The 17,506-nt window shown below is 74.5% G+C and carries 6 protein-coding genes; 3 read left to right on the forward strand and 3 right to left on the reverse strand.

All coding sequences use genetic code 11. From position 1 onward, the window contains the following. Positions 1–40: 40 nt before the first annotated feature. The gene (locus tag ACZ7KF_RS21195) at positions 41–613 is read left to right on the forward strand and encodes a dihydrofolate reductase family protein (protein WP_471077000.1); all 573 of its coding nucleotides are present in this window, start codon (positions 41–43) and stop codon (positions 611–613) included. A 147-nt stretch (positions 614–760) separates the two neighbouring features. Here ACZ7KF_RS21195 and ACZ7KF_RS21200 read toward each other — a convergent pair whose 3' ends face one another. The 3 genes from ACZ7KF_RS21200 to ACZ7KF_RS21210 all read right to left on the reverse strand — a co-directional run bounded on the left by ACZ7KF_RS21200 (position 761) and on the right by ACZ7KF_RS21210 (position 14,187). Then, positions 761–4,510 (reverse strand): Kelch repeat-containing protein, encoded by a 3,750-nt coding sequence (locus tag ACZ7KF_RS21200; RefSeq protein ID WP_471077103.1) that lies wholly within the window; start codon positions 4,508–4,510, stop codon positions 761–763. Between the two features lie 472 nt (positions 4,511–4,982). Then, positions 4,983–6,455: a tryptophan 7-halogenase gene (locus tag ACZ7KF_RS21205; RefSeq protein WP_471077003.1), complete on the reverse strand. Its 1,473-nt coding sequence runs from the start codon at positions 6,453–6,455 to the stop codon at positions 4,983–4,985. Between the two features lie 34 nt (positions 6,456–6,489). After that, positions 6,490–14,187 carry an SDR family NAD(P)-dependent oxidoreductase gene (locus tag ACZ7KF_RS21210; protein WP_471077006.1) on the reverse strand — a complete coding sequence of 2,566 codons (7,698 nt, stop codon included), beginning with the start codon at positions 14,185–14,187 and terminating at the stop codon, positions 6,490–6,492. A gap of 429 nt (positions 14,188–14,616) precedes the next feature. Between ACZ7KF_RS21210 and ACZ7KF_RS21215 the strand changes: the two genes are divergently transcribed. After that, positions 14,617–14,973, forward strand: coding sequence for a DUF5132 domain-containing protein (locus ACZ7KF_RS21215; RefSeq protein ID WP_471077009.1), 357 nt, complete (start codon positions 14,617–14,619; stop codon positions 14,971–14,973). A gap of 223 nt (positions 14,974–15,196) precedes the next feature. Next, complete coding sequence (locus ACZ7KF_RS21220; protein ID WP_471077012.1) at positions 15,197–17,440, forward strand: ABC transporter ATP-binding protein; 2,244 nt, start codon at positions 15,197–15,199, stop codon at positions 17,438–17,440. The last annotated feature ends 66 nt before the right edge of the window (positions 17,441–17,506 follow it).

Raw genomic sequence — 17,506 nt, forward strand, 5'->3', positions numbered from 1 at the left:
ACACGCCGAGCACCGGACACGAGATACCGAGGAACCCAAGATGCGTACCCTGATCAGCACCGCTTTCATCTCGCTCGACGGTGTCGTGGAGGCCCCGGGCGGCGAGGCCGGTTACCGGAACGCCGGGTGGACCTTCAAGGACGTCGAGTTCCTCCCCGAGGCGTTCGACATCAAGGGCCGGGAGCAGAAGGAGGCCACCGCGATGCTGATGGGCCGGACCAGCTACGAGGCGTTCAGCCCGGTGTGGCCCGACATGGAGGATTTCGCCGACTACAAGGTGATGCCGAAGTACGTCGTCTCCACCACCCTCACCGAGGACGACCTGGTGTCGAACTGGGGCGAGACGACGATCCTGCGCTCGCTCGACGACGTCGCCGCGCTGAAGGAGACCGAGGGCGGCCCGATCATCGTCCACGGCAGCGCCTCCCTGAACCAGGCCCTTTCGGACGCCGGCCTGATCGACCGCTACCACCTGCTCGTCTTCCCGCTCCTGCTCGGCGCGGGCAAGCGCCTGTTCAGCACCACGGACAAGGACACCCAGAAGCTGAAGCTCGTCGAGCACGAGGCCTACGCCAACGGCCTGCAGAAGAACGTCTTCGACGTCGTCCGCTGACACGGCTCACGCCCCCGCCCCGCCGTCGCACCGCAGGAAGAGTGCCCGCGCCGCACGACCGGGGGTCTCCCGGTACGGCCCGGCGAGAACGGCACCGCCGGACGGCGTCGAAGCCGTCCGGCGGTGCGGTCCCCTCCCCCGCCGGTGCTACGGGGCGGTGCGGTCCGGCACCCGCAGGTGGACCGGGATCTCCGGCACCCAGTACGGGCCGTCGGTGGTCAGCGTCAGGGAGGCCGTCCAGTCGCCGGGCCGGGAGAGCCGGCGCGGGTCGAGTGTCACCGTGAAGGACGCGGTCTGCCCCGGGCGCAGGGTCAGGCGGTGCCTGCTCTCGGTCAGCCAGGGGACGTCCGTCTCGGTACGGTCGTAACCCGGCAGGAGGACGGCGGTGGGCACGGGCACCGGGAATCGGGGCTCGTCGCTGCCGCCCACCCGGTACAGGCCGGGCGCGCCGCCGCCGCGGTAGACGGCGGTCGGGGCGTCCGGCAGCCGCTTCCAGGCGTTCGTCCCGGGGTCGTAGGCGTAGCCCTCCGCCGTGAGGACCCGGTTGGCGCCGACGCGCTTGAAGCCTCCGGAGACGAGCAGCCGCCCGTTGGCGGCGGCGTGGGTGCCGCTCGCCAGGCCGGTCGGCATGGCGGCGATGGGCTGCCAGCTGTCGGAGGCCGGGTCGTAGACGTAGGCGTCACCGGTCTCCAGGTAGTCGTGGGCGCCGCCCGCGCAGTACAGCCTGCCGTCGATGGTGCCGCAGTTGGCCCAGCTGATGGTCTGCGGGTAGTCGGCGGCCCGGGACCAGGACCGGGAGCGCGGGTCGAGGACGTACACGGTGTCCGAGCAGTCGGTGTTCGTGCAGCCGCCGACCACGTAGAGCCGCCCGTGGAGCACGGCGCTCGCCGCTCCGTAGCGTCCTTCGGGGACGTCCGGACCCTTGGACCAGCGGCCGGTGTCCGCGTCGAAGACCTGCGTGGTCCGGCTGACGGTCTCCTCGGGACCCCAGCCGCCCACGGTGTACAGGCGGCCGCCGATGAACCCGTGCGCGGTGGCCTGCCGGGGTTCGGGCGCGGACGGACCCTGCCGCCAGGTGCGGGTGGCGGGGTCGTACACGTACAGGTCGGCGAGCGGGGTCCGGCCGTCGGAGCCGAGGGCGGAGTACAGCTCGCCCCGGTAGGTGTCGACCGCGTTGTCCATCACGGGGACGGGCAGGTCGGGCAGGGAGCGCCAGGCGGTGTCCGGCGTCGGGGAGCCCGGGGTGGTGCCGGTGCGCTCACCGACGCCCAGGCGGATCGGCGCGGTGCCCGTGTTGCGTACCGTCACCTTCCGCCGCACGGGTGTCTGTCCGGCGGTGGCGTCGATCCGGGCCGGACGGAGCGTCAGCCGGCCCGCCTTCAGTACGAAGGAGGCGGCGGTGACCCGGTCGGCGGGCACCGCGACCTGTCGTGTGGCCGTGACGTAGGACGGCTTGGCGGCCGTCGCGGTGGCGGTCCCGCCGGAACCGGGGACGAAGAGCCGGTAGGCGCCGTCGCCCACGCCCGGGTCACCGGTCGTGGCGGTCGTCGGCGCGGTCGGCCCGTCCGGGCGGTCCGTGCGTACGGCGGCGCCGATCAGTCCCTTGCCGGTGTTCGCGTCGGTGACGGTGCCGGTGAGGACGCCGCCGGGCACGGGAGTGGCCACCCGCTCGGTGACGGTGACGTCGTCGACCGCCCAGAGCAGGCCGGGCCCGGTGAAGTGGAACCGCACCCGTACGGCCGACTCGCCGGCGTAGTCGGTCAGCGGGATCTCCACCCGGCCGCTCGACCACAGCTGGTCCTGGTGCCACACCGTGGTCCAGGTCCGGCCGGCGTCGGTGCTGATCTGCACCTCGCCCTGCTGCTCGCCGGAGCCCTCGTAGTCGGAGTCGAAGCTCAGTGCCGGGTCTCCGGCGCGGTGGAAGTCGTAGGCGGGGCTGGTCAGGGAGGTGTCCAGCGGGGTGTCCCCGGCGTGGTCGTCGTCGGCGACGGCGAAGCCGCCGGAGCCGCCGGTGTTGTTGCCCCGGCCGCCGGGGTCGTCGAACGCCCAGCCCTGCCCGGTTCCCGGAGTGCCGGTCACGCTCCAGCCGGGGGGCGGGGCGGAGGTGTCGTCGAACGTCTCGGTGGCGACGGTCTCCGCCTTCACGGTGTACGCCGGGTCGTTCTCGGCCCAGGTGTCCACGGGCAGGGTCAGGGGCACCGTCCGGTCCGCGCCGTCCACGGTCACCTTGCGCTCCAGGGACCGGTAGGCGCTGTCGTCGCCGACCACGCGCAGGGTGTAGGTGTGGTCCTCGGGGAGGTCGAGGCGGTAGGCGCCGGTGACCGGGTCGGACCACACCGGGGCGCCCGGCACCCCGTCCACGGTGATCTTCGCGTGCAGCGGCCAGCCGTGTCCCGAGCCGTCGGTGACGGTACCGGCGACCCGGTGGGTGGCCAGCTTGCGCAGCGCCAGGTCCCCCGTCGCGGTGCCGCCGTCGGTGAGGCGGACGCCCGTCAGGGTGCCCGGCGCGTACCCGTACGCCGTCACCCGGACGTCGTGGTCGCCGGCGGGCAGGGGCAGGGTGTAGCGGCCGTGGCCGTCCGTGGTGGTGCTGTACGAACCGGCCGTCACCTCGGCCGCCGGGACGGGAGCGCCGGCGGCCGAGTCCGTGATCGTGCCGGTCAGCGTGCCGTGCGGGCCCATGGTGAAGGCGGCGGTGCCGTCGGGGGTGCCGAGGCCGGTGGGGCCGTCGTAGCCCGGGCCCGCGGTGCACAGGTAGGCCGGTGCGCAGGTTCCGTTCGACCCGGTGGTCACGTCGTGCAGTCCGGTGCCGCCGTCGGCGTACGGGTAGACCGCGGGGTAGCTGCCCGCGGCGGGTGTGCCCGCGTTCGCGTAGACACCGGCGATGATGGGTGCCGAGGCGCTGGTTCCGCCGGCCACGCCCCAGCCGCCGGTGTCACCGTAGGAGTCGTAGACGGCGACACCGGTGTCCGGGTCGGCGACCGCCGCGACGTCGGCGACGGTGCGTCCCGGGCAGCCGGTGTCCCGCTGGAACGCCGGCTTGGGTTCGTACCGGGAGCAGCCGGAACCGGTGCCGGCGCCGTCGTGGTCCCACACCGACTCCGACCAGCCGCGCGCCGCGGACGGGTCCTTGCCGAGCGTGGTGCCGCCGACCGCGGTGACGTGCGGTGAGGCGGCAGGATAGGCGACGCCGTACCCGTAGTCGCCGGAGGAGGCGACGATGGCGACGCCCGGGTGGTCGTAGTGGACGTCCGCCGCCGACTCCGCCGGATCCTCCGGGAAGAAGGTGTAGTTGGAGCCGTAGGAGTTGGAGACGTACTTCGCGCCGAGCGCGACCGCCTGGTCCACGGCCGCCCCCAGGTCCTCGATCGTGGCGCTGTCCGCCTCGACCAGCAGGATCCGGGCCTTGGGTGCCACCGCGGAGATCATGTCCAGGTCGAGGGAGATCTCGGTCGCCCAGCCGGGGTCGGGGTCCGGGTAGTGGGTGCCGCCGCGCTGGTCGGTCTTGGTGAAGCAGCCGTCGGCGGTGGTGCAGGGCGGCAGGCCGTACTGGGCGCGGTAGACGCCGAGGTCGGTCTCGGCGTTGGGGTTGTCGAAGGCGTCGACCACGGCGATCGTCGCGCCGGCGCCGCCGTCGGCCGGCAGGTCGTAGGCGCTGCGCAGGTCGGTGGGACCGAAGCCTTGCGGGATGTCGTCGGCGCCGCGCAGCCCCTGACGGGCCGGCAGGTCGGTGCGGCGCAGCCCGAAGCAGGTGAACTCGTGCGGCTTGGGCGGGCCGCACAGCGGTGCGGTGTGACCTCGTGCGGGCTGTGCGGCGGACGGCTTGGCGGGCCGTTCACCGGTCGCCGCGTGGGCCGGGACGACCGCGGTGACAGCCGCCAGTACGGCGGCGGTCAGCGCGGCGGCGCCGGCGGCCAGGCGTCTGCGCCGGGGAGGCGCGGCGCTTCGGCGTATGTGCAACTCAACTCCTGCCTTGAGGCGCCATCGTGTCGCGCCTCGGACAAGTCGGGCACCCGGCCATGCGGCGGCCGGGGACGGGACGGGACGTCTGGGGCGGACCAGGGACCGCAACGGACCGGAACCGGGGAACCGGATCGGCTGGGATCGGATCGGGCCGGCACGCCATAGGCCCGACCGATCCTCGCCGTTGTCGGCTCGCCAGGACACGCGGACGCGTGCATCGGACCCGTAGGGACACGAATCCTGCCCGTTCACCCGCGACCGGACGTGCCGGCGCGACAGCCGAACCCGCCGGCGCGGGAAGCAGGTCGAGGCACTGCGGTCGTCCACGGGGCGGCACGGCTCGACGCGGTCGAGGCGGCCAGGACGACCGTCTCGTGGCGGGGGCGCTCGGAGTGCGGGCCGCTCCCTACGGCGTCAGCCAGGACAACCCGTCCTCCGCGACCGTCGGTTCGCCGGTGGCCGCCGGGTCGGGGCCGTCGAGCGGGCCGCCGTACAGGGCCTGCTCCTGGAGGCTGTTTCCGGTGCGGAAGGTGTCTCTGACGATCCGGGCGGACAGCAGCGGATTCAGGTGCCCGTCGCCGGCCGCCAGCCTGTTCACCGCCTCGTCCAGTTCGGTCGCGGCGGCGCTCCTGCGGTTCGCGTGCTGCGCGGCGCCGAGCACGGACGTGTCGCCGGAGGCCATGCCCGCCGCCAGTTCCGCGAAGGCGGCGGCCTCGTCACCGTCGACGCGGGTGATCTTCTTCGCCGACCAGAAGTACGACTCCTCGTTGCGCTCCATGTCGTAGAAGGCGACGAGGAAGTCGTAGAACACCCCGTACTCACGGCGGTAGCGTGCCTCGAACTCGGCGAAGCCGCGCTCCTCCGGGAAGCTGCCGTCCAGCGCCGAGTTGACCGCGCGGGCGGCCAGCAGGGCTCCGTAGGTGGCCAGATGGACACCCGAGGAAAGCACCGGGTCCACGAAGCACGCCGCGTCGCCGACCAGCGCCATGCCCGGCCGCCACAGCGACTGCTTCCAGTAGGAGTAGTCCTTGCGGACGCGGACCCGGTCGTACGGCGGCTCGACCGCCGCCGGCACACCCGTGAGCATCCGGTCGATGTCCGGGCAGGCCCGGATCATGTCCCGCCAGGCGCCGCGCGGGTCGGCCTGCACGGCGGCGTAGTGTTCCGGCGCGATCACGGCGCCGACGCTGGTCAGGTCGTCGCGCAGCGGGATGTACCAGAGCCAGCCGGCGTCGAACGCGGCGCAGAAGATGTTGCCGCCGTCCGGTTCGGGCAGCCGTCGGCCGCCGGCGAAGTAGCCGAACACGGCGAGGTCGCGGAAGAAGTCCGAGTACACCCGGGGCCCGCCGACCTCGCCGTGCAGACGGCTGCCGCCGCCGGACGCGTCGATCACGAACCGGGCGTGCGCCGTGCGCGCCGCCCCGTCCGGACCGGTGTACTCCACCCCGCACACCCGCCCGCCCTCGGCGAGCACCCGGCGCACCGGGCTGCCCTCGCGGACCTCGGCTCCGACCCGCTCGGCGTTGCGCAACAGGATCTCGTCGAAGCGCGAGCGCTCCACCTGGAAGGCGGTCGCCGTCGGATCGGGCAGGCGCGGCGTCATGGCGAAGGAGAACCGCCAGGGCTCCGGGTCGCGGCCCCAGCGCAGGGTGCCGCCACGCTTGAGGGTGAAGCCGGCCCGGGCGACGTCGTCGGCGACGCCGAGGAGCCGGCACAGGCCGTGGACGGTGGCGGGCAGCAGCGACTCGCCGATCTGGTAGCGGGGGAAGGTCTCCCGTTCCAGCAGGAGCACCCGGTGCCCGCGCAGGGCCACGGCCGTCGCGGCGGTCGAGCCGGCCGGGCCGCCGCCCACGACGACGAGATCGTAGTCCGAGGTCATCGGGGGTCTCCTGTTCTCGGGTGCCTGGTCGCGATCACCTGGTCAGCCAGGCACGGATCGCCGCCGCCGTGCCGTCGGCGTCGCGGTGAAGCACGGAGTGGTGGTCGCCGGGGAGGTCCGCGCCCTCGTGCGGGAGCGGCCAGTGCGGCTGCCAGTCCGCGTCCGGGTCGATGCGCCGCATGTCCGCCGTGGGCCGGCCGCGGAGCAACAGGGTGGGCACCGGCGAGGTTTCGGGGTGCCAGTCCTCCAGCACGCGCGCGTAGCCGCCCCCGGCGATGAGCAGCGAGTCGTCCGACTCCGCGACGACGTCCTCCGGCAGCGCGGCACCGGCGGCCATCAGGGCCAGCCCCCGCGGATCGTCCCGGCGCAGCACCCCGGCATGGGTGTCGATCAGGATCACACCGGCCGCCGGTCGCCCGCTCTCGGCGAGGTGCCGGGCCACCGCGTGCGCGATCACCCCACCGGCGCAGAAGCCCACCAGGACGGGGCGTGTCTCGACGGGCAGGGCGCGGACGGTGTCGGCGTGTGCCCGGACCAGCGTGTCCATGCCGTCGGGCACACCCCGGTGTTCCCCCAGCCCCGGGTGTTCCAGCAGGAACACGTCGTGCGCGCCGTCGAGCCGCTCGGCCAGCGCGAGGGGGCGGCGGCGGTGGGGCGAGAGGTAGTCCGGGAGGTACACGACCGGTGTGCCGTCGCCCCGGGCGAGCCGGATCGGCGGGACCGCGTACCGGGCGCGCTCGGCACGGGAGAAGACCGGCAGGGCGTAGGAGGCGAGATGGCGCAGCGCCATGGCCTCGAACGGGCCCTTCTCGCGCAGCACTCGGTGGTAGAGGGGGCCGAAGCGGTACGGGGCGGGCGGTCCGGTCTCCGGCCGAGTCCCCTGCTCGCCCCCGTCGGGCGGCATCGCTCCCGCGGCGAGCAGGGCGGCGTGGACGTGTGCCGCCAGCCGGGCCGGCGTGGGATGGTCGAGCACGACGGTCGGGGCCAGCCGTACGCGGGTGAACGCGCTGAGCCGGTTGCGGACCTGTACGGCGGTCAGGGAGTCGAAGCCGAGGTCGGTGAAGGCGCGGTCGTCGGGGAGCGAGGCGGCGTCCGGGAAGCCCAGCACGGCGGCGATCTCGGCGCGGATCAGGTCGGCGAGCAGGGCTTCGCGTTCCGGCTCGGGGACGGCGGTGAGCCGTTCCCGCCAGGCGCCGGGTGCCTGCGGGGCCGGGGCCTCGCCCTGCGCCTGGGGTCCACCGGCCTGTTCGCTCCCGGGCGCGGGGGCCGGCAGCAGGTCCGCGAGCAGCGGTGACGCGTCGGGGCGGCGCCGGGCCGCGAGGTCCAGCGGGACCGGCACCAGGACCGGTTCCGGTGTCCGCAGCGCCGTGTCCAGGAGGGCGATGCCCTCGCGCTCGGTGACGGGCAGGACACCGCCCTCGACGAGCCGGCCGGGTGCGACCCGGCCCGCCATCCCGGCCTCTCCCGCCGTGGTCCACGGTCCCCAGGCCAGCGCCTGCGCGGGCAGTCCGTGGGCCGCGCGGTGCCGGGCGAGCGCGTCCAGGAAGCCGTTCGCGGCGGCGTAGTTGGACTGACCGGGCCGGCCGAGCACTCCGGCCGCCGAGGAGTAGAGCACGAAGGCGGACAGGTCGAGGTCGCGTGTCGCCTCGTGGAGGTACCAGGCGCCGTCGGCCTTCGGTGCGAGCACCGCCGCGAGCCGCTCTGACGTCATGGTGTCCACCAGGCCGTCGTCGAGCGCGCCGGCGAGATGGAAGACCGCTGTCAGTGCCGGCCGGCACGATGCCACCAGGGCGTGCACGGCCTCGCGGTCGCCCGTGTCACAGGCCGTCACCCGCACCTCGGCCGGTACTTCGGCCACCCAGTCGGGGGTACGGCCGCTGCGGTTGGTCAGCAGCAGGTGCCGGATGCGGTGGTCGGCGACCAGATGCCGGACCAGGCTCGCCCCGAGCGCACCGGTGCCGCCCGTGACGAGTACCGTGCCCTCCGGGTCCAGCGCGGGCGGCGCCTCGGCGGGCGGACCGGCGGGCGCCAGCCGCGGCACCAGTACGGCGCCCGCGTGCAGGACGACCTGCGGTTCACCCGAGCGCAGCGCCGCCGCGAGTTCCCTGTCCGTGGCGGGAGTTCCCCGCTGGTCGGCCAGCACGATCCGGCCGGGGTGCTCGGACTGGGCACTGCGCACGAGTGCGACGACCGCCGCTTCGGCCGGGTCGGGGTCGTCGCCGGTCGCGTTGTGCGTGAGCACCAGCAGACGGCCCGGCCGGGCGCCGGAGGTCCGCTCCCGCACCCGTTCCAGCACGGCCGACAGAAGGGCGCGCACCCGGTCCGGCATGGGGGTTCCGTCGGGCAGGGCGGCGGCCGGGCGGGCCAGGTCCAGCACCTCGGGGTCGCGGTCGGTGTCGCCGGTGCCGGAAGCCGGTGCCGCGGGTCGCCAGGTCAGGCGGTACGTCTCGGTGGATGCCGGCATGGCCCGGGTGACGACGGACGTCACGGCCGCGAGGGGGCGCCCCGCCGGATCGCTGAGCCTGACCTGGAACTCGTCCGGGCCGAGCCGCCGTACCACCGCCCGCGCGGCGGAGGCGCCCGTCGCGTACACCGTCACGCCGGTGCAGGCGAGCGGCACCCGGGGCGTGGCGGGGGCCGGGCCCCGTGAGTCGGCCAGCGGTGCGGCGTGCAGGGCCGCGTCGAACAGTGCCGGGTGCAGGGTGTACGCGGCGGCCGTGGCCGCCTCCCCCGGGGGCAGGGCGAGTTCGGCGAACACCTCGTCGTCCCGCCGCCACAGCGCGGTCACCGCGCGGAACGCGGGGCCGTAGTGCAGGCCGTGGGCGGCCAGGCGCGGATAGTCGACGGGGACGGGCCGGGCACCCGCGGGGGGCCATGTCCCGCCCGGGTCGGCGGGCGGCGGTGCCGCTGCCGGGGCGAGCGTCGCCGTGGCGTGCCGGGTCCAGCGGGTCGTCCCGTCGGCCGGGCGGGCCCAGACCTCCACCGACCGTGCGCCGGAGTCGTCCGGGGCGTCGGTCACCACCTGTACCCGCATCGGCCGCGCCGGGGGCAGCACGAGCGGCTCGTGGAAGGCCAGTTCGGTCAGCCGGACCGGGCCGTCGGCGCCCGTGGCACGGCAGGCCAGCTCGGCGAAGAGGGTCGCCGGGGCCAGCGGGCGGTCGCCGACGCGGTGGTCGGCCAGCCAGGGGTGCCGGGTGGTGGAGAGCACGGCCGTGTGCCGGATCCGAGGTCCGTCGGCGTCGGGCTGCGGGTGCCCGATCAAGGGATGTCCCGCCGGGACCGGGTGGCGTACGGCGTCCAGCCAGTAGCGCTGCCGCTGGAAGGGGTAGGTCGGCAGCGGGCGCCGGCGGGCACCGCTGTCCGCGTACACCGCCCGCCAGTCGACGTCCACGCCGTGCACGTGCAGCGCGGCCAGCGTCTCCAGCGTCGTACGCGGGTCGGTGCACGACGTGAACACCGCGCCCCCGTCGGGACCGGCACATTCCTCGGCCGCCGCCGCGAGCGAGGCCGAGGGACCGGCTTCCACGAACAGGCCGACACCGTCCTCGGACAGCCGGGCCACCGCGTCGGCGAAGCGCACGGTCTCACGGACCTGCCGTACCCAGTGGCCGGCGGTGGCGAGCGCGTCCGTCTCGGGCCGGCCGGTCAGCGTCGACACCACCGGGACGGCGGGCCGGTGGTAGGTCACCGACTCGGCGACGGCGCGGAACTCGGCCGTCATGGGGTCCAGCAGCGGCGAGTGGAAGGCGTGACTGACCCGCAGCCGACGGGCGGGCCGTCCCAGCAGCCCGGTCAGCGCGGTCACCGCGTCCTCGTCACCGGAGACCACCACCGACGAGGGGCCGTTGACCGCGGCGACGGCGATCCGGCCCGGTACGTCCCCGAGCCGGGCCGTCACCTCGGCCAGGGGCGCACGGACGGCGGCCATCGCGCCGCCGTCGGGCAGGGCGGCCATCAGCCGGCCGCGGGCGGCGACCAGACGTACGGCGTCGGCGCGCGAGAACACCCCGGCGACATGGGCGGCGGCCAGTTCACCGACCGAGTGTCCGACCAGGTGGTCCGGCCGTACCCCGAACTCGGTGAGGAGCGTGTGCAGGGCGACCTCGAAGGCGAAGAGGGCGGGCTGCGCGTAGTCGGTTCGGTGCAGCGGGCCGTCGTCGGGAGCGTCGATCACCTCCAGCAGCGGCCGGTCGAGCCAGGGCGTGAACTCCTCGCACAGGGAGGTGAACGCCGCGTCGAAGACCGGGAAGGCGGCGCGCAGTCCGCGGCCCATGCCGGACCGCTGGGCGCCCTGGCCCGCGCACAGCAGGGCCAGCTTCGGGCGGGTCCGCGCCGTGCCGCGCAGCACGGCCGGACCGTCGACGCCGGCGGCGAGGTCGCGCAGTCCGGCGAGCAGGCCCTGGGGGTCGGGTGCCACGACGGCGGCCCGGTGGGACAGCGGTGCCCTGGTGGTCGCCAGCGAGTACGCGACGTCCAGCGCGTCCTCCTCGCCGGCCAGCTCGGCCGCCAGGACGGCCGCGTGGGCGCGCAGGCCCGCCTCGTCGCCCCCGCCGACCAGCCAGGGCGTGACCGGGAACCCGCGCACCGGCCGCGGGTCGGCCGGCGGCCCGGAGGGTTCTTCGATGATCACGTGGGCGTTGGTGCCGCCGATGCCGAACGACGAGACCGCGGCGCGGCGCGGCCGGTCGCGGCGCGGCCAGGGCCGGGCCCGGTCGAGCAGGCGTACCGCCCCCGAGGACCAGTCGACGTGCGGCGACGGCCGGTCCGCGTACAGCGAGGCGGGCAGCTCGCCGTGGCGCATCGCCTCGATCATCTTGATCAGCCCGGCGACCCCCGCCGCGGCCTGGGTGTGTCCCAGGTTCGACTTCACCGAGCCGAGCCACAGCGGGAGTTCCGGGTCCCGGCCCTGCCCGTAGGTCGCCAGCAGGGCGCCGGCCTCGATCGGGTCGCCGAGCGCGGTTCCGGTGCCGTGTCCCTCGACGGCGTCCACGTCGGCCGCCTCCAGTCCCGCGTCGGCCAGCGCCCGCCGGACGAGTGCGCGTTGGGCCTCGCCGCTGGGGGCGGTCAGCCCGTTCGAGGCGCCGTCGGAGTTGACGGCGGAGCCGCGCAGCACCGCCAGCACCGGATGGCCGTTGCGCCGGGCGTCCGAGAGTTTCTCCAGCAGCACCAGGCCCACGCCCTCGGCCCAGGCGGTGCCGTCCGCGTCCGCGGCGAACGACCGGCAGCGGCCGTCCCGGGACAGGCCGCGCTGACGGCTGAACGCGATGAACGGCTGCGGGCCCGACAGCACCGTCACCCCGCCCGCCAGTGCGAGCGTGCACTCCCCGGCGCGCAGCGATCTGGCGGCCAGGTCGAGGGCGACCAGCGAGGAGGAGCAGGCCGTGTCCAGGGTCAGGGTCGGGCCGCGCAGCCCCAGCACGTAGGAGATGCGGCCCGAGGCCACGCTGCCCGAGGAGCCGATGCCGATGTGCGACTCCAGCTCGTGCGGCGAGACCCCGGGGCCGTAGCCGACGTGCATGAGGCCGACGAAGACGCCGGTGGCGGAGCCGCGCAGTGCGGGCGCGGGGATGCCCGCGCGCTCCAGCGTCTCCCAGGCGACCTCCAGCAGCAGCCGCTGCTGCGGATCGGTGGCGAGCGCCTCGCGGGGCGACATGCCGAAGAAGAGCGGGTCGAAGCCCGCCACGTCGTCGAGGAACCCGCCGCGGCGGACGTAGGTGGTGCCGAGCCGGTCGGGGTCGGGGTGGTGCAGGGTGTCCAGGTCCCAGCCCCGGTCGGTGGGGAAGTCGCCGGTGGCGTCCACGCCCCCGGCCGTCAGGCGCCAGAGGTCCTCGGGGGAGTCGACCCCGCCCGGATAGCGGCAGCCGACGGCGACGATCGCCACCGGTTCCGCCTGCGGGCCGCGGGGCGGGAGCGGTGCGGCGGGTACGGCCGTCCCGTACAGCCGGGTCTCCAGGTAGGCGGCGACGGCGGCCGGGTTGGGATGGTCCCAGACCAGCGTGGCGGGCAGGCGCAGACCGGTGCGCAGCGCGAGCCGGTGCCACAGGGTCATCGCGTCCATCGAGGTCAGCCCGAGGTCGGCGAACGCCACGGCGGGCTCGGCCGGCGTCCCGTGGATCGCCGCGGTCTCCTCGCACACCAGGCCGGTCAGCGCGGCCCGCCGCTCGGCGGGCGTCCGGTCGGCCCCCGGCGGCAGGACCGGGTCGGCGCGGTGTCCGGTGAGTGTCTGGCGCAGCAGGGCGCGGCGCGGCTTGCCGGCTCCGGTGCGCGGCACGGCCGGGGTGAACAGGATCTCCTCGGGCACCTTGTGGGCGGAGAGCTTCTTGGCGCAGGCCCGCAGCAGACCTCCGGGATCGAGTGCCCGGTGCTCCGGTACGACGAAGGCCACCGGGACCTCGCCCAGCAGCGGATGGGCGCGCGCCACCACGGCCGCGTCCCGTACCCCGGGCAGGTCCCGCAGGACGCGCTCGACCTCGGCCGGGTCGACGTTCTCGCCGCCGCGCACGATCCGGTCGCCGGCCCGCCCGGTGACGGTCAGACAGCCGACCTCGTCGAGCCGGCCCAGGTCACCGGTGCGGTACCAGCCGTCGCGCAGGGCGGCCTCGGTCTCCTCGGGCCGATGGTGGTAGCCGAGCATGACGCCGGGGCCGCGCACCCAGATCTCGCCGTCCTCGGCGTCGCTGACGTCCTCCGCGGTCCCGGGACGGACGATCCGGACGTCCATGCCGGGCAGCGGCACCCCGCTGCCACCGGGCACCCTCGGCCCGTCCGGCGACTCCAGGGCGATCTTGCCGCAGGTCTCGGTGCTGCCGTAGCCGTCGAGCAGCGGGGCACCGAACCGCTCCTCGGCCCGCGTCCGCAGCTCCGGGTCGCTCGGCGCTCCCGCGGTGACGCAGAACCGCAGTGAGGGGACCGCGCCCAGTCCGGCGTCGAGCAACCGCTGGTAGGTCAGCGGGACACCGGCCAGGACCGTCGGCGCGTACGCGTCCACCAGGCGGACCAGCGCGGCCGGCTCGGCGTGCGCGGTGATCCGGGCGCTCGCCCCGGCCACCGTGGTGCCCAGCACGCACAGCGAGTGGGCGTAGGTGTGCGCGAGCGGCAGCGGCCAGAGCACCCGGTCGGACGCCGACAGACCGAGCCGTGGCAGATAGCAGGCCACCGAGGACCACAGCGCGGAGCGCTGGCTGGAGACCGCGGCCCTGGGGGTGCCGGAGGTCCCGGACGTGTAGAGCAGCCAGGCCGGTTCGTCCAGGCCCAGGTCGTCCGGCGGCGCGGCGGAGGGTACGGCGGTGAGGGTCTCGTAGCCCGTGGCGCCGTCCGGCAGGGGGCCTTCACCGGTCACCACCAGCCGGATCGCCCGGCCCGCCGTCAGCCGGGTGACGCGCGGCAGGTTCCGCCGGTCGGTGACCAGCACGGCCGGGTCGCAGTCGGCGAGGAGCGCGGCGAGTTCGGCGTCGGTGCCGCGCGCGCTCCACGGCACGCCGACCGCGGCGGCCCGCACCGTGGCGAGCAGTCCCTCGGCCAGTTCCACGGCGTCGTCGAGGCAGAACGCCACCCGGGCGCCTCGGCCGACGCCCAGCCCCACCGCCAATCGGCCGGTCCTGCGCTCCAGTTCGGCCCAGCTCACTTCGCGCCGGTCGTCGGCGAACGCGGCCTCGGCTCCGTGCCGTGCGGAGTTGTCGCGCAGCAACTCCGGTATCGGCCGCACCTCGTACGCTTCCCCCGCACCCGCCACGCTCTTCCCCTCGCTCCGCCGCCCCCGCGCCGTGCCGGCGCGCCGACCAGCGTACGGCGGCACGGTGTGCGACACGCGGGGCACGCGGGCGACCCGGCCCGTCATCCCGCGAACGCGACAGCCCTTAATTCATAGGAATATCAGCCCAATAGACCGACCGGTGAGTGGCGCATAAGGCGATCAACGTTGCCCGGGAAGATCAACAACACTCGCATGAGTGAAACCGGTCGAGATTATTTGGCTCCGATGGACAGGGGTCGACTACGGTGATGGACGAGCGGGTGCTGGACCTTCTCGACGAGATATTCGGCCCGCAGGGAATTCGCTCATTCAGGAAACGGGTGCTTCCGTCCGCCCGACTGTGCACTGCTCCGTTTTTGCAGTGCCGGGGGTCCCCGTCATACGTATGCGTAGAGAGGATGGAGCACCATGCCGCCCGTAGTACCGCCCTTCCTGATCGGCCTCATCGCCGCGCCGCTGGCGAAGCGTCTCATCAAGCCGCTGATGCGAGGCGTCGTCAAGACGTCCGTCAGTCTCGCCCTCGAGGTGAAGAAGGCGACCCACGAGGCCGGAGAGAACCTCCACGACCTCGCGGCCGAAGTGGCCGCCGAGGTGGTGTCGGCGCAGATCGCCGCCGGTGACGTCGGAGCCCGTACGGCCGACGGCCGGCAGGCCGCCGAGAGCGGCGCCCCGAAGGCCGAGGCCGGAGAGGCCGCCGCCCGGACCGAGGGCGAGACGAGGGCTCCGAAGATCCGGACGACGGCCGGCGCCGGCAAGGCGCGCTGAAGGTTCGTCCAGCGGCCCGGGCCGCCGCACGGGCTCGGGGAAATGCGCCCGAGTGGCGGTCGGCCGCACATCCGCCGGCCGCATCGTTTTCCCCGGGACTTTCCACTCCGTCGCATTGATTCGTCGCGCTCGTCACGGTTATTGCGACCTCCACAAACAGGTGATCGTACACATGCCATCTCTGCTGGCTGTCGCAGCCGGAAATCGCTCCGCGGATGTGGACGTGCGTCCGCGTTCCGTCATTCCGGGCCGCCAGCGCTGGGACGTGAAGCCGGTTCTCGGGCGGCCTCGGGCGGCCGAAGTCCTCGCCGCGGTCCTGCGACGCCTTCCCGGGATCACCGAGGCGCAGGCCAGCCCGATCACCGGCGGGGTCCTCGTGCGGCACGACGCGCGGGTGCAGGCCGCGGACGTGGGCCGACTCCTCCGCAGAGCCGTCACCCTGGTCGTGGAGGGCTCCGCCGGAGCGGGACGTCCGGCGCCGGAACGGCCCGCCGCCGCAGCCACCCCGCCCGCGGAGCACGGCGCCGTACGCCCCGTGCTCGCCGTCGGGGGCGGGGTGGCGGCCGGCATCGCCCTGATCCGCGGAACGGCGCTGAGCAAGCAGCTGGTGGCGCTGGGCGCCGTGGCGGTGGCGACCGGGGCCGTCGTACGCAAGGCCTGGCGCAGAACGGTCGACGCGGCCCAGGACCTGCCCGGAACCGGAGCCGAACGGCATCCCCTGCTGGAGATCGTGGGACCGCACCGCCGGCGTCTCTACCGCGCGTCCGCGCTGTCGGTCGCCTGCCAGGTCTCGGAGATGGCGCTCGGCACCTTCCTCGGCTGGACCGCGCTGATCCTCATCAAGGGCGAGGCCGCGCCGCTCGTCCGCTTCGGCCTGACCACCGCGTCCGCTCAACTCTGGGGGCTGGCGGGGCTGGTGGCCGCCGCCTGTGCCGCCGTGGCGGGCCTCTCGTACTCCTCCAACCTCCAGTGGCGCCGGCTCGGCCAGGACATCGAGCACGACTGGCGCAACCGCACGTACGCCCATGTGCAGCACCTCGAACTGCGGCACCTGGAAGGCGAGCGGACCACCCGGATCGCCGGCGCGCTCACCGAGGACGTCCGGCAGCTGGGCACCTTCTTCGCCACGTCGGCCAACGACCTGCTGCAACTGGGTACCAGCCTGGCCCTCCTGGTGCCGCTGTTCCTGCTGCTGGCGCCGCAGATCGCCTGGATCGCGTTCCTGCCCATCCCGGTCGTCGCCTGGCTGTCGTTCCACTACCAGGACAAGGTCGCGGCCGACTACGCCGTCTCCGGCGAGCAGCGCGCCCGGCTGCACAGCCAGTTGGTGAACACGCTGGAGGCCGGCGCCACCGTCAAGAGCTTCTGCACCGAGGACTACGAGGCCGAGCGCATCGACCGGCTGAGCGGACAGGCCCAGGAGAGCAGCGAGCAGACCGACCGGAGCACGATCCGCCACGGCGAGATCGTCCGGGTCTGCACGACCAGCTCGATGGCCGGGACCCTGCTGATCGGCGGCCGGTCGGTACTCAACGGCAGCCTGCCGTTCGAGGTGTTCAGCCCGCTGATCGGACTGCCCCAGATGGTGCTGCTGCGGATGAACCGGCTCGGCGGCATCGTCGACCAGTACCAGCGCACGATCACCGCGTACGACCGGGTCCAGCGGCTGCGCGCCCTGCCCGCCGAGACCGACGGCACCGGCGGACCGCTCGACGCCGAGACGGTGCGCGGGGAACTCGTCCTGGACAACGTGACCTTCGCCTACCCCGGTCGCCCGCCGGCGCTGGAAGACCTCTCCCTGACCATGCCCGCCGGGCAGGTCACCGCCCTCGTCGGCGCCACGGGCTCCGGCAAGACGACGATCGCCAAGCTGCTGATGCGGTTCCAGGACGCCGAGTTCGGCAGCGTGCTGCTCGACGGTCGGGACGTGCGCGACATGTCACGGCACGATCTGCGCCACGCGATCGGGTTCGTCGCCCAGGACCCCTTCCTCTTCGACGGCACCATCGCCGACAACATCCGTTACGGCAGCTTCGACGCCTCGGACGAGGCCGTGGTCGAGGCGGCCACGATGGCCGAGGCACACACCTTCGTCGCGACGCTGCCGGACGGCTACGACACGGTGATCGGTGAACGAGGCGCCGCCCTCTCGGGCGGCCAGCGGCAGCGGATCGCGCTGGCCCGCGCGATCCTCAAGGACGCGCCGGTCGTGATCCTCGACGAGGCCACCTCCGCCGTGGACAACGAGACCGAGGCCGCCATCCAGCGCACGCTCCGGGTCTTCGCCGGTGACCGGACCATGGTGATCATCGCCCACCGCCTCTCCACGGTCCGCCACGCCGACCGGATCTACGTCCTGGACAAGGGCGGAGTCGTGGCCGAGCAGGGCACCCACGACGAACTCCTCGCCCAGCACGGACTCTACGCATCCCTCTGGCAACTCCAGGCCGGCGAACTCGCTGCCTGACCGCAGCTGCCGCGCCACCCGACCGCCGACCGCGTGACATCACCGCGGTCGGCGTGTCCCGGCACG

Source organism: Streptomyces sp. NPDC038200, from assembly GCF_055600785.1.